General features: G+C 63.6%; 12 protein-coding genes and 1 pseudogene. 6 read left to right on the top strand and 7 right to left on the bottom strand.

The window, feature by feature from the left end; translation table 11 throughout:
* The first annotated feature begins 103 nt into the window (after nt 1-103).
* Nucleotides 104-1,003: a LysR substrate-binding domain-containing protein gene (locus YWC_RS0122435; RefSeq protein ID WP_036215510.1), complete on the top strand. Its 900-nt coding sequence runs from the start codon at nt 104-106 to the stop codon at nt 1,001-1,003.
* Between the two features lie 64 nt (nt 1,004-1,067).
* Here the strand turns inward: YWC_RS0122435 and YWC_RS0122430 are convergent, their stop codons facing one another.
* The gene (locus YWC_RS0122430) at nt 1,068-2,513 is read right to left on the bottom strand and encodes a peptide MFS transporter (RefSeq protein WP_443093624.1); all 1,446 of its coding nucleotides are present in this window, start codon (nt 2,511-2,513) and stop codon (nt 1,068-1,070) included.
* Nucleotides 2,514-2,823: 310 nt separating this feature from the next.
* Between YWC_RS0122430 and ppnN the strand changes: the two genes are divergently transcribed.
* A complete protein-coding gene (ppnN, locus tag YWC_RS0122425) occupies nt 2,824-4,194 on the top strand; it encodes a nucleotide 5'-monophosphate nucleosidase PpnN (RefSeq protein ID WP_027867403.1) in 1,371 nt (456 codons plus the stop codon).
* A 71-nt stretch (nt 4,195-4,265) separates the two neighbouring features.
* Here ppnN and lysS read toward each other — a convergent pair whose 3' ends face one another.
* From lysS to prfB, 3 genes are all read right to left on the bottom strand, one after another.
* The gene (lysS, locus tag YWC_RS0122420; protein WP_027867402.1) at nt 4,266-5,801 is read right to left on the bottom strand and encodes a lysine--tRNA ligase; all 1,536 of its coding nucleotides are present in this window, start codon (nt 5,799-5,801) and stop codon (nt 4,266-4,268) included.
* A 27-nt stretch (nt 5,802-5,828) separates the two neighbouring features.
* Nucleotides 5,829-6,491: an HAD family hydrolase gene (locus YWC_RS0122415; protein ID WP_027867401.1), complete on the bottom strand. Its 663-nt coding sequence runs from the start codon at nt 6,489-6,491 to the stop codon at nt 5,829-5,831.
* A 3-nt stretch (nt 6,492-6,494) separates the two neighbouring features.
* A protein-coding gene (prfB, locus tag YWC_RS0122410; protein WP_156923845.1) for a peptide chain release factor 2 occupies nt 6,495-7,599 on the bottom strand; the annotation gives its coding sequence in 2 pieces (ribosomal slippage) (nt 6,495-7,517 and nt 7,519-7,599; 1,104 coding nt in all).
* 155 nt (nt 7,600-7,754) lie between these two features.
* Here prfB and YWC_RS0122405 point away from each other — a divergent pair.
* Together YWC_RS0122405 and YWC_RS30390 are read left to right on the top strand one after the other, a co-directional pair.
* The gene (locus YWC_RS0122405; protein WP_036215505.1) at nt 7,755-9,776 is read left to right on the top strand and encodes a bifunctional 2',3'-cyclic-nucleotide 2'-phosphodiesterase/3'-nucleotidase; all 2,022 of its coding nucleotides are present in this window, start codon (nt 7,755-7,757) and stop codon (nt 9,774-9,776) included.
* Entirely contained in the window at nt 9,773-10,162 is a 390-nt protein-coding gene (locus tag YWC_RS30390; protein ID WP_051306664.1) for a tetratricopeptide repeat protein, read from the top strand. Before YWC_RS0122405 ends, YWC_RS30390 begins: the two co-directional genes overlap by 4 nt.
* A 155-nt stretch (nt 10,163-10,317) precedes the next feature.
* On the opposite strand, the gene YWC_RS0122395 is transcribed toward YWC_RS30390, so the two are convergent.
* From YWC_RS0122395 to YWC_RS0122385, 3 genes are read right to left on the bottom strand one after another with little or no spacing between them, the layout of a single operon-like run.
* Nucleotides 10,318-10,638, bottom strand: a complete 321-nt coding sequence (locus YWC_RS0122395; RefSeq protein WP_027867398.1) for a DUF2288 domain-containing protein — start codon at nt 10,636-10,638, stop codon at nt 10,318-10,320.
* Nucleotides 10,639-10,651: 13 nt separating this feature from the next.
* On the bottom strand, nt 10,652-11,332 hold the full coding sequence (locus tag YWC_RS0122390) for an RES family NAD+ phosphorylase (protein ID WP_027867397.1): 681 nt from the start codon (nt 11,330-11,332) through the stop codon (nt 10,652-10,654).
* 2 nt (nt 11,333-11,334) lie between these two features.
* Complete coding sequence (locus YWC_RS0122385) at nt 11,335-11,772, bottom strand: antitoxin Xre/MbcA/ParS toxin-binding domain-containing protein (RefSeq protein WP_027867396.1); 438 nt, start codon at nt 11,770-11,772, stop codon at nt 11,335-11,337.
* Between the two features lie 193 nt (nt 11,773-11,965).
* Here YWC_RS0122385 and YWC_RS0122380 point away from each other — a divergent pair, with 193 nt between their 5' ends.
* Together YWC_RS0122380 and YWC_RS33615 are read left to right on the top strand one after the other, a co-directional pair.
* Entirely contained in the window at nt 11,966-12,385 is a 420-nt protein-coding gene (locus tag YWC_RS0122380) for a YybH family protein (RefSeq protein WP_229413166.1), read from the top strand.
* Nucleotides 12,386-12,474: 89 nt separating this feature from the next.
* A pseudogene (locus YWC_RS33615) lies at nt 12,475-12,685 on the top strand (IS110 family transposase); the annotation flags it as partial.

Raw genomic sequence — 12,685 nt, 5'->3', positions numbered from 1 at the left:
CTTTTCCTTGTAGGATCGCGTATATTTTCTGCAAAGCAGCAAAAACCATCAAACGAGAAAAAGTACTGACATTGAATAAGAAAAACTTATGCATGGAGGCGGCATGAAGCCCTTGCGCAGCCTGTCCGGCCTGATCGACTTCGACGCCGCCGCGCGCTGGGGCAGCTTCAAGCTGGCTGCCCGCGAACTGCACAAGACCCCGGCGGCGGTCAGCCTGCAGGTCAAGCAGCTCGAGGAAAACATCGGATTTCCGCTGTTCGTGCGGCATCCGCGCCACATTGCGCTGACCGAGAAGGGACAGGAGCTGGCGATTGCCACCGGTCGCATGCTGGCCGACCTGCGCGCCAAGGTGGCGGCGCTGCAGCGCGGCGACGAGGAGGCGGTGCTGCGGATCTCGACCACGCACTCGTTCGCGATCAAGTGGCTGGTGCCGCGCATGCACCGCTTCACCAAGCAGTATCCGGAACTCGACATCCGGATCGATTCGAACGACGCGCCGGTCGACCTGCAGGCCGACAGCACCGACGTGGCGATCCGTTACGGACCGGTGGTCGAGGGCGATCCGTCGGTGCTGTTCCGCGAGCGCCTGGTGCCGGTCTACAGCCCCGAACTGCTGGCGCCCGGCCAGGACGCCTTGCTGCTGGCCGACCTGCCGCAGCACCACCTGCTGGTGGTCCAATCGCCCGAGGCCTGGCTGCAGCTGCTCAACGAGAACCGCGCGCTCAAGGGCAAGTACGACTTTTCGCGCGTGTACACGCACTGGGGCGTGCTGGTGCAGGCGGCAGTGGCGGGGCAGGGGGTGGCGCTGGTGCCCTACGGGATCGCCTTCGAGGACATCCAGTCCGGCGCGCTGCGCCAGATTCCCTGCAGGAGCGCACGCTTCGAGAGCGGCTACCGCTTCCTGGTCAATCCGCACAAGGAGCACATGCTCAAGGTGCAGCGCTTCAGGGAGTGGATGGTGGCGGAGATGCGCGCGATGGAGGCGACGCTGGACCGGCGCTGACGCCGTCGTCGCCAACGAAAACGGCGGCCCGCAGGCCGCCGTTGTCATATGGAGCGTTCGACGCTTACTTCACGCCGTGCATCAGTTTCTGGATGAGCGGGGCCAGCAGGAACAGCAGCACGCCGCCGACCAGCAGGATCCAGAAGCCCGAGGTGTAGCCGCTCAGCGCGGACGCCACCGACATGCCCGACTCGCCCGAGACGTGCGAGGCGAAGATGCCCGACAGGTTGTTGCCGATACCGGTCGACAGGAACCAGCCGCCCATGCCCAGGCCGACCAGGCGGGTCGGGGCCAGCTTGGTCACCATCGACAGGCCGATCGGCGACAGGCACAGCTCACCGATCGACTGGATCGTGTACACCGCCAGCAGGGTCCAGGCCGGGATCTGGCCAACCGGATCCAGCAGGTTCGACAGCGCGTACATCAGCAGGCCGAAGGCGAGGCCGTTGATGATGATGCCCAGGCCGAACTTGCGCGGGATCGACGGGTTGGCGTTGCGCTTGCCCATCGCGACCCAGATCGCGGCAATGACCGGCGCGAGCAGGATGATGGCCACCGAGTTCACCGACTGGAAGTACGCCACCGGCATTTCCCAGCCGCCGATATTGCGGTTCACGATCTGGTCGGCCAGGAAGGTGAAGGAGCTGCCGGCCTGCTCGAAGAAGCACCAGAACAGGATGTTGAAGAAGAAGATGATCATCATGGCGATGGTCTTGTCGCGCGACACCTTGCCCTCGCGGACGCCCTCCACGATCAGCATCAGCGCCAGGATCACGAACATGATCGACAGGACGATCTGCAGGTTGGCGGCGCCGGCGCGCAGCAGGAAGTACACGACCGGGATCACGAGCAGCGAGCCGATGACGACGCCGATCAGTCGCTTCGGGCTGGCCAGTTCGCCGACCGGCGCGCCGATGCCCTTGAGCTGCTTGCGGCCGATGTAGAACCACACCAGGGCCAGCACCATGCCGATACCGGCGGCGAAGAACACTGCCTTGTAGGCCGGGACGGCGCCGTTGCTGAGGCGCTCGGCCAGCTCACCGGTCACGATCGGCGCAAAGAACGCGCCCGCGTTGATGCCCATGTAGAAAATGGTGAAGCCGGAATCGCGCCGGGTATCGTCGATCGAGTACAGCTGGCCGACCATGGCCGAGATGTTCGGCTTGAACATGCCGTTGCCGACGATGATGGTGGCCAGGCCGAACTTGAAGATGTCCTGGTCGGGCAGGGTGATCATGAACAGGCCGGCCGCCATGAAGACCGCGCCGACGAGGATCGAGCGCTGATAGCCGATGACACGGTCGGCCACGTAGCCGCCGAGGACCGCGCCGGCGTACACCAGCGCGAGGTAGGAACCGTAGGTCAGGTTGGCGTCGGCCTGGCCGACGGCGTCGCCGCCATAGAACTGGGCGACGATGTAGAGCACCAGGGCCCAACGAATGCCGTAGAACGCGAAGCGTTCCCAGAATTCGGTCATGAAGAGCATCCACAACGGAGCTGGATGGCCCATGATCTGCTTGAATTCTGGGATCGGTCCCTTGGCTGAAGTAGCTGCACCGCTCATGCGGTTCCTCCCGAAATAGTTATATGTAACGACGATTTTTTTGGTGGAATATCTGTATGCCGGAAATTCCAATAGGCACGCATTTTAGTGTAAATCCCTCATCACAAGCGAACTTTTTCGGCTTGTGGTAAACACGCTCCCCCGCAGTGCGCGCCACGTCATGGAATGCCCTCAATCGGGGCGCAAAGTGTTGCACTTTGGCGTATATTGGCAAACAGGCCAATCCGTATTACCGATTGAAAGGGAAAACAAAACCATGACCCAAGATGTTGTCGATGTTCTCATCTCTCCGGAAGGCCGCCTCGAAGTCCTGTCGAAAGCCGAAGTCGCCAAGCTGCTCGACACCAGCAAGAGCGGCTTGTATGACATATTCAGAAAGTGCGCACTGGCCGTATTAAATACCGGCAGCTCGATCGATGACGGCAAGGAGCTGCTCGAACGCTACCGCGATTTCGAGATCAGCATTCTCCAGCGCGAGCGCGGCATCAAGCTCGACATCCGCAGTGCGCCCGCGCATGCCTTCGTAGACGGCAAGATGATTCGAGGTATCCACGAGCACCTGTTCTCGGTGCTGCGCGATATCGTCTACGTCCATTTCGATATTACCTCCAATCCCAAATTCGACCTGAACCGCCCGGAAGGCATTACCGACGCGGTATTCCACATCCTGCGCAATGCCAATGTGCTGCAGCCGCAGCGCAGTCCGAACCTGGTGGTGTGCTGGGGCGGACACTCGATCAACCGCGTCGAGTACACCTATACGAAAGAGGTCGGCTATGCGCTCGGCCTGCGCGAGCTGGATATCTGCACCGGCTGCGGCCCGGGCGCCATGAAAGGCCCGATGAAGGGCGCCGCCATCGGGCACTCGAAGCAGCGCATCCGCAGCGGGCGTTACCTCGGCATTTCCGAGCCGGGCATCATCGCGGCCGAATCGCCGAACCCGATCGTCAGCGACCTGGTCATCATGCCGGACATCGAGAAGCGCCTCGAGGCGTTTGTCCGCACCGGCCACGGCATCATCGTGTTCCCGGGCGGCGCCGGTACCGCCGAGGAAATCCTGTATATCCTGGGTATCCTGCTGCATCCGGAAAATGCGGAAGTGCCGTTCCCGCTGATCTTCACCGGCCCGGCGACGGCGGGCGCGTATTTCGAGCAGATCGACCATTTCATCGGGCTGACGCTCGGCGAAGCTGCGCAAAAGCGCTACAAGATCATCATCGACGATCCCGAGGCAGTGGCGAAGGAAATGTACGCCGGCATCCAGAAGGTGCGCGAATTCCGCAAGGCGCACAGCGACGCGTATTACTTCAACTGGCGCCTCAAGATCGATCCGGAGTTCCAGAAGCCGTTCCGCCCGACCCACGAGAACATGCGCAACCTGAAGCTGCACCGCGCCCAGGAATCGCACCTGCTGGCGGCAAACCTGCGCCGGGCGTTTTCGGGCATCGTTGCCGGCAACGTGAAGGAAGAGGGCATCCGCGCGATCGAACAGCACGGCAAGTACGAGATTCAGGGCGAGAGCGCGATCATGGAGCCGATGGATGCGCTGCTGGCATCGTTCGTGGAGCATAGCCGGATGAAACTGCCGGGCAAGGCGTATACGCCTTGCTACACCATCGTCCAGTAAGCGGCGTAGATCGATAAAAAAAGGCGGCCCTGCTTGCGCAGGCCGCCTTTTTTAACGCGCTAGTCGAACGCTCAGTCTTCCTTGCGCAGGTGCGGGAACAGCAGCACGTCGCGGATGTTCGGCGAGTCGGTGATCAGCATCATCAGGCGGTCGATGCCGATGCCGCAGCCGCCGGCCGGCGGCATGCCGTATTCCAGCGCGCGGATGTAGTCGGCGTCGTAGAACATCGCCTCGTCGTCGCCCGCATCCTTGGCGGCCACCTGCGACAGGAAGCGCGCGGCCTGGTCTTCCGGATCGTTCAGCTCCGAGAAGCCGTTGGCGATCTCGCGGCCCACCATGAACAGCTCGAAGCGCTCGGTGATGCCTTCACGGCTGTCCGAGGCGCGCGCCAGCGGCGACACTTCGACCGGGTAGTCGATGATGAAGGTCGGTTCCCACAGCAGGGCTTCGGCGGTTTCTTCGAACAGCGCCAGCTGCAGCGCGCCCAGGCCGGAGGTGGCGAAAGGCTTGACGCCAAACTTCAGGAGTTCCTGCTTCAGGAAGTCCATCGAGTTCAGTTGCTCCTGGGTGTAGCCCGGTGCGTACTTGTCGATCGCTTCCACGATGGTCAGGCGCTGGAAGGGCTTGGACAGGTCCAGTTCGCGGCCGCCATAGGTGAGCACGGCGCTGCCGTTCGAATCGATCGCGGCCTGGCGGATCACCTGCTCGGTGAAGTCCATGATCCACTTGTAGTCGGTATAGGCCGCATAGAATTCCATCATCGTGAATTCCGGATTGTGGCGGACCGACACGCCTTCGTTGCGGAAGTTGCGGTTGATCTCGAACACGCGGTCGAAGCCGCCCACCACCAGGCGCTTCAGGTAGAGCTCCGGCGCGATGCGCAGGTACATTTCCATGTCGAGCGCGTTATGGTGGGTGATGAAAGGCTTGGCCGCCGCGCCGCCCGGGATCGGGTGCAGCATCGGGGTCTCGACTTCCATGAAGCCGTTCTTTTCCATGAAGCGGCGCATCGACGACATGGCGGCGGTACGCGCCTTGAAGGTGCGGCGCGTGTCTTCGTTCATGATCAGGTCGACGTAGCGCTGGCGGTACTTGGTCTCCTGGTCGGCCAGGCCGTGGAACTTGTCCGGCAGCGGGCGCAGGGATTTCGCAATTAGGCGCAACTCCGTGACCTTGATGGTCAGCTCGTCGACCTTGGTCTTGAACAAGGTGCCTTCGACGCCCAGGATGTCGCCCAGGTCGTAGCTGCGCAGGGCTTCCATCGCCTCTTCGCCGGCGGAATCCACAGTGATGTAGATCTGGATGCGGCCGCTGGCCGACGGGCCCGAGCTGTCCTGCAGGGTCGCGAACGCGGCCTTCTTGCCGGCTTCGCGGCGCAGCATCATGCGGCCGGCCAGCACCACGTTCACCGGCTCGGCTTCCAGCTCTTCGCGGGTCTTGCCGTTGTAGGTCTCGACCAGGTCGGCGGCCTTGTCCTGCGGGACGAAGTCGTTCGGGAAGGGATTGCCCTGCTGGCGCAGCGCGGCCAGCTTGGCGCGGCGCTCGGCCATGATCTTGTTTTCATCGAGCGCCGGCACCGGCGTCTGCTCTTGGTTTTCCGTAGTCATGATTGGATAGACAGTTTTTGTTGGTTGTTAGGCGAACAGCAGGTCGGCCTTCAGTTCGGTGAAGTCGCGCACGATGGCGATGACGTTGTCGAAGCCGGCGAAGCTGGAGGCGGGCAGGGTGGTCGTCAGGACCACGCACTTCATGCCCGCGCGGCGCGCAGCTTCCACGCCCAGCGGCGCGTCTTCGAACACGATGCAGTTCTCGGGCGCTACGACGCACAGCTCGGCCGCTTTCAGGAACACGTCCGGGTGTGGCTTGCCGCGCGCGACGTCAAGCGCGCCGACGATCGCATCGAAGTGCTTGCGCAAATCCAGGCCGTCGAGGGTGAACTCGACGTTGGCCGGCGGCGCGGCGGTGCCCACGGCCAGCTTCACGCCCTGCGCCTTCGCCTGCGCAATCAGCGCGTCGAAGCCGTCCACCGCCTTGCGGTGCGGCGCGTACAGTTCGCGGTAGAGTGATTCCTTCTCGTGGTCGAGCAGGGCGAGTTCGTCGTCCGTCAGGTGCTCGCCCAGGTAGCTGCGCATGATTTCGCGGCCCTGGCGGCCGGCCGTGGCACGGAAGAATTCATCCGCATCGAGGGCCTGGCCGCGCAGCGCGAAGAAGCGCAGCCACGAGTCGGTGTGGAAGGCCATGTTGTCGACGATGGTGCCGTCCATGTCGAACACGAAGGCGCGTGGTGCGGTCGTCATCGATTACACGCCCTGCTTGAGGGAGGCGGAGATGAAGTCGTCCAGGTCGCCGTCCAGCACGTTCTTGGTGTTGCCGGTTTCAAAACCGGTACGCAGGTCCTTGATGCGCGACTGGTCCAGCACGTAGGAGCGGATCTGGTGGCCCCAGCCGACGTCGGTCTTGGAGTCTTCCAGCTTCTGCTGCTCGCTCATGCGGTTGCGCAGTTCGAGTTCGTACAGCTTGGCGCGCAGCATGTCCCAGGCTTCGGCCTTGTTGCGGTGCTGCGAGCGGTCGTTCTGGCACTGCACCACGATGCCCGACGGCGCGTGCGTCAGGCGCACCGCAGAGTCGGTCTTGTTGATGTGCTGGCCACCCGCGCCCGATGCGCGGTAGGTGTCGATGCGCACGTCGGCCGGGTTGATCTCGATTTCGATCGAGTCGTCGACTTCCGGGTACACGAACAGCGAGGTGAACGAGGTATGGCGGCCGTTGGCCGAGTCGAACGGCGACTTGCGCACCAGGCGGTGCACGCCGGTCTCGGTGCGCAGGTGGCCATAGGCGTACTCGCCGTCGACCTTGATGGTGGCGGTCTTGATGCCCGCGACTTCACCCTCGGACTGTTCCAGGATCTCGGCCTTGAAGCCCTTGCGTTCGCAGTAGCGCAGGTACTGGCGCAGCAGCATCGAGGCCCAGTCCTGGGCTTCGGTGCCGCCGGCGCCGGCCTGGATATCGATGAAGCAGTTGGCGTGGTCCATCGGATTGCTGAACATGCGGCGGAATTCCATCGCCTCGATGATCTTCTGGATCTCTTCGGCATCGCCGCCGATCGATTCCAGGGTGCCGTGGTCGCCTTCGTCCTTCGCCATCTCGAACAGGTCGGCAGCGTCGGTCAGGTCGTTGCGCGCTTTCTCGAGCGTCAGCACGACGCCTTCCAGCGCCTTCTTTTCCTTGCCGAGGTCCTGGGCCCGCTTCTGGTCATTCCAGACGGACGGGTCTTCGAGTTCCTGGTTGACCTGTTCTAGTTTCTCTGACTTGCGATCGAAGTCAAAGATACCTCCGAAGTTCGGCTTCACGGCTGGTCAGGTCGTTCAGCAGGGCGGAGATGGCGTTGATGCGTTCAGCTTCCATGGTCTTGGTAGTCTTCTAAGGGGGTTAAACTGGCGTTGAATCGAACCTTCGATTATACCCCAGGACGGCATCGGGCCGGCGGGCACGATTGGCCTTGCTTGCTACCGAGCATGGTGCTGGCATATCATCCCCCGGTTCTGTTCACCGCACACCCCATGGCCATCCACTTGCGTTACCAAATTTGCATCGCGCTCGCCCCGGCGCTCCTCAGCCTTCCCGTGCTTGCAGCCGCAGCAGCCAAGGCGCCCGCCGCCGGCACCACCGCCCTGCTGGCCGTGTTGGAGACGACCGACCTGCATTCGAACCTGGTCGGCTACGACTACTACAAGCTGGCGCCCGAGCCGTCGCACGGCCTCGACCGCACCGCCACGCTGATCCACCAGGCGCGCAAGGAATTCCCGAACACCTTCCTGCTCGACAATGGCGACACCATCCAGGGCACGGCGCTGGCCGACTACCAGGCGCAAGTCAAGCCGCTGCGCTGCGACGAAACCCTGGGCATCTACAAGATCATGAACGCGCTGAAGTACGACGGCGCCGGGGTGGGCAACCACGAATTCAACTATGGCCTGGCTTTTCTGAGCCAGGTGACCGGCAACCGCTTCCAGGTGGACGGCGTCGACCAGCCAAAGCGCTGCGCCGGGCCGGCCTTCCCGATGGTGCTGGCGAACGTCTACAGCGCCAAGACCCGAAAGCCGCTGTTCAGCCCCTACGCGATCATCGACAAGGAAGTCAGCGCGCTCGACGCCAGGGGCAAGCCGGTCAAGGCGATCGTGCGGGTCGGCATCATCAGCTTCACCCCGCCGACCATCATGGAATGGGACCGCCGCTGGCTCGAGGGCCGCGTGCACACCACCGGCGTGCTCGAGGCCGCGCAGAAATACGTGCCCGAGATGCGCAGGAAAGGCGCCGACCTGGTCATCGCGATCTCGCACGGCGGCCTGGACGCCAGCCCGTACACCCCGACCATGGAGAACGCCAACTGGCACCTGGCCAAGGTGGAAGGCATCGATGCCATGCTGCTGGGCCACTCGCACCAGCTGTTCCCGAGTGCCGACAGCACCGTGCCGCAGTTCAACCTGCCGGGCGTGGACAAGGCCAGGGGTCTGGTGCACGGCGTGCCGACCGTGATGGCCAACCTGTGGGGCAAGCACCTGGGCGTCATCGGCCTGCACCTGAAGCACGACGGCAAGCGCTGGATCGTCGAGAAGGACAAGACGCGGGTCGAGGCGCGCGCCGCGCAGACCGGGGCGAAGAGCTACGTCGACGCCGACCCGGCCGTCATGGCCCTGGTGAAGGAGGAGCACGAAGCGACCATCCGCTACGTGAAGACGCCGGTCGGCTCGACCTCCTTCCGCATGTCGAGCTATTTCGCCGACGTGGGCGACATCTCGGCCCTGCAGGTCGTCAACCAGGCGCAGACCGAGTACGTGCTGAAGTACGTGGCCGCCAGCCTGCCGCAGTACAAGGACCTGCCGGTGCTGTCGGTGACGGCGCCCTTCAAGAGCGGCGTGGCCGGCCCGGCCGACTACACCGACGTCAAGGCCGGCGACCTGGCCCTGAACAATGCCGCCGACCTCTACCTGTACCCGAATTCGCTGTACGCGGTGAAGGTGAACGGCGCGGGGCTCAAGGCCTGGCTGGAGAAGGCGGCGCAGCGCTTCCAGACCATCGACCCGGCCAAGCCCGAGCCGCAGGCGCTGGTCAACCTGGCTGTGCCGAGCTACAACTTCGATGCCCTGACCTCGCCGGACGTCTCCTATGAGATCGACGTGACGCGCGCGCCGGGCGAGCGCATCCGCAACCTGTCCTGGCGCGGCAAGCCAGTGGCGGCGGAGCAGGAGTTCCTGGTTGCGACCAACAACTACCGCGCCAGCGGCGGCGGCCACTTCCCGGGCCTGGACGGCAGCAAGACCGTGATCGCTTCGCCCGACAACAACCGCGACCTCCTGATCGCCTACGTGCGCGCGGCGAAGACGCTGACGCGCGCAGCCCATGCATCGGCGCGCAGCTGGCGCTTCACGCCCGTGAAGACGGCGGGGCGCGTGGTGTTCTCGTCGGCGCCGGGCATGCTCCATCTGGCCCGCGAGGCCGGCCTGCACAACGTGAGCCAGATCGCGGACGATGACGGCCGCGGCAAGGGCACGGCGCTGTACGCGATCGACCTGTCGAAATGAAGCGTTTGATCCTCGCGGTCCTGGCCGCATCGATGCTGGTCCGGCCGGCCATGGCCCAGCATGGCGACGAGGCCGATATCGCCCTGCGGCGCGGGATGATGTACCGCGACGGCGGCGATGCGGCGCTGGCCGCGCACTGGCTGGGCGTGGCGGCCGCGCGCGGGATGCCGGAAGCGATGTTCCTGCTGGCGAACATGCTGCTCGAAGGAGATGGCGTGCCGAAGGACGAGGCCGCCGCCCGGCGCTGGCTGCATGAGGCCACACAACTGGATTATCCGGAAGCGTGGCAGCAGCTCGGGATGATGGAGAAGGACCCGGAGAAGGCGGGGCAGTATTTCCGGCGGGCGGCGCATGCGCTCACGCACCGCGCCGAGGGGAAGCGCTAGGGGGGGCAGCTAAATTGGATCCCGGCCTGCGCCAGGCCTGCGCCGGGAGTCATGGCCGCCAGTGGCGGGCATGACGGTCTTAAGGCCAACACTGTTTGCTACGTCGTTCCCGCGAAGGCGGGAACCCAAGTTTGTTAGAGCAGCGCTAGCTCCTATTAGTGCAGCGATTTCTTCTCCGGCTGCACCAGCACGAACGGACTCACCACCGCGGCCCACAGCGTCGCATCCGACGCGGTCCAGGTCTGCGCCTGCAGGTCGCTGACCTTGGCCACCGTGCCCGCCGCCATCCATTTGCCCACGCTGTCCTTGTCGTCGTGCGCGATGCGCAGGGCCACGTCGATCAGGTCGAGTTCCTCGCTGACGTAGATCACCGTGCCGCTGGCGAAATGGCGTTCCAGCTCGCTCCATTTGACGCGGCCGGTTTCGCGGTTGATCTTGTCGTGCAGCTCCAGGTCTTTTTCGGGATTGGTCTTCATACGCATTCAAAAACTAAGTGATCTCGACCGCCGGTTGCGGCGAGCCCGCCCATGTTAACCGATAGGTCTGCGCCTTGCGCACATTGCCCACCAGTGCGGGGCGAAAGCAGGCGAGGTTGGTGCCGCCCGGATGCCGCACGCTCGGGTAGATGACGCCCATCGAACCCTGCTCCATCAGCTCGGCCGCCAGCGCCTGCGAGGCGATATAGCTATCCGGATCCAGGCAGGCTTTATATGCATCGATGCCGCGCAGGTCGTGGAAGCCGGCGCTGAAGTCGGCCAGCAGCATCTGGTAGCTGACGCTGTCGTCGAAACGATCGATCTCGGCATACTCGACCGTCTTGTGGAAAATGACTTCGCTGAGCGCCGTATCGGCCGCGAAGGCGCAATACCAGGCGCCGCGCTCGCCGTCGTTGAAGCGGCTGCCTTCCGGGCGGGCGTAGGTGAAGGCCGCATTGATGATGCGAAAGTTCGGCAGCCCGAACACCAGTTCGTCCATCCCGATTCCCGGCAGCAGGCCGGACTCGCCGCGCAGGCGCTCGTTGGTGGCGTTGTCGAGGTCGAACAGGTCGCGCAGGACGGCGTCGTTCTCGGCCAGCGGCGCCAGCACGGAATCCTCGACGTCGGCGAAGCGGGACGGAATCAGGCGGCAGGTATCGTACTGGCGCAGCTGGGTGATTTTATGCAGCGGCAAGGTCAGAGACCTCCGCGGCGCGCGTCCAGCAGCTTGCGCACCGTCTGCATGGCGATCAGGCCGCCGGCCAGCATGTAGGCCAGCGGGCTACGGCCGGCGAACACCGGGTTGGTATTGGGCAGGTGGACCCATTCGTCGGCGAGTTTGTCGCCGTACAGGATGTGCAGGGCCTTGTAGATGCCCAGCAGGTAGGAGATGCGCGTGATGCGGTCGACCTCGAGCACCCGGTCCGGGTTCTTCTTCCAGTCGTAATAGGAGGACGAGGACAGGCCGCCGAGCAGCTCGCGCGCATCGTCGTCGCGCACCTGCCAGCTTGCGACCAGCTTGAAGAAGCCCATCAACGCCGAGCGCGACAGACGCTCGCGTTCGGCCCGTGAATTCAGGTCGACCAGGACTGCCGGTTCGAAACGGCTTTTCGGGTAGGAGTAGGCTAGGCTCATCATAATTCTCCGTAATTGGACTCGTTATACTCCAATTCCGGACCGATTGCAACTGCTGGTTGTAAGCTTTGCGCGACCGTGACAGAATTATTGATCTTGCTGTATAGAAAAAAGCTTAATAAAAGCCCGTACACAGATCAGGAGACAAACCCAGATGCGCCTGCGTTCGCTTTCTCTTCTTGCTGCATGCCTGATGCTGGCTGCAGCCGCCGGTAATGCCCGCGATTCGAATATCGACCTGAAGCGCCAGGTCATGGAAGCGGAACGTGGATTCGCCGCCACCATGAAAGCGCGGGATTTCGACGCCTTCAAGCGTTTTATCGCGGACGAGGCGATTTTTTTCGGCGCCGAGGGGCCGCTGCGCGGCAAGGGGGCGATCGCCAGGGGCTGGCGCCAGTATTACGACAAGCCGCAGGCGCCGTTTTCCTGGGAGCCGGAAGAGGTGGAAGTGGTGGCATCGGGCACGCTCGCCTATAGCGGTGGGCCGATCTACAACGCGGCCGGGCAGCGCATCGGGCGCTTCAATTCGATCTGGCGCCTGAGGGCGCCGGGGCAGTGGGAAGTGGTGTTCGACCGCGGCTCGGATTTCGGCCCGCCGCCCGCCAAAAAATAAGGCAATGGGATGGACGCCCCCTCCCGAAACGGCATCGATGTGCCAAAGTGGAAGTGTCAACTGACCACGACATCGAGGGGGGCGTCATCATGAAGATTACGACAATTGGCATCGACCTGGCAAAGGATGCGTTCCAGGTCCACGGCATAGGTGAGCAAGGTGAGGTTCGAGTAAAACGGCAGCTCAAGCGTAGGGAAATGATGGAGTTCTTCACGCGTATCGAGCCCTGCCTGATCGGCATGGAGAGCTGTGGTGGTGCCCACTATTGGGCACGGCGGCTTCGCGACGTGGGCCATACAG

This window comes from Massilia alkalitolerans DSM 17462, from assembly GCF_000427785.1.
Taxonomy (GTDB): Bacteria; Pseudomonadota; Gammaproteobacteria; order Burkholderiales; family Burkholderiaceae_D; genus Telluria; species Telluria alkalitolerans.
The sequence above is the reverse complement of the archived record's forward strand: the minus strand, read 5'-3'. Positions and strand labels throughout refer to the sequence as shown.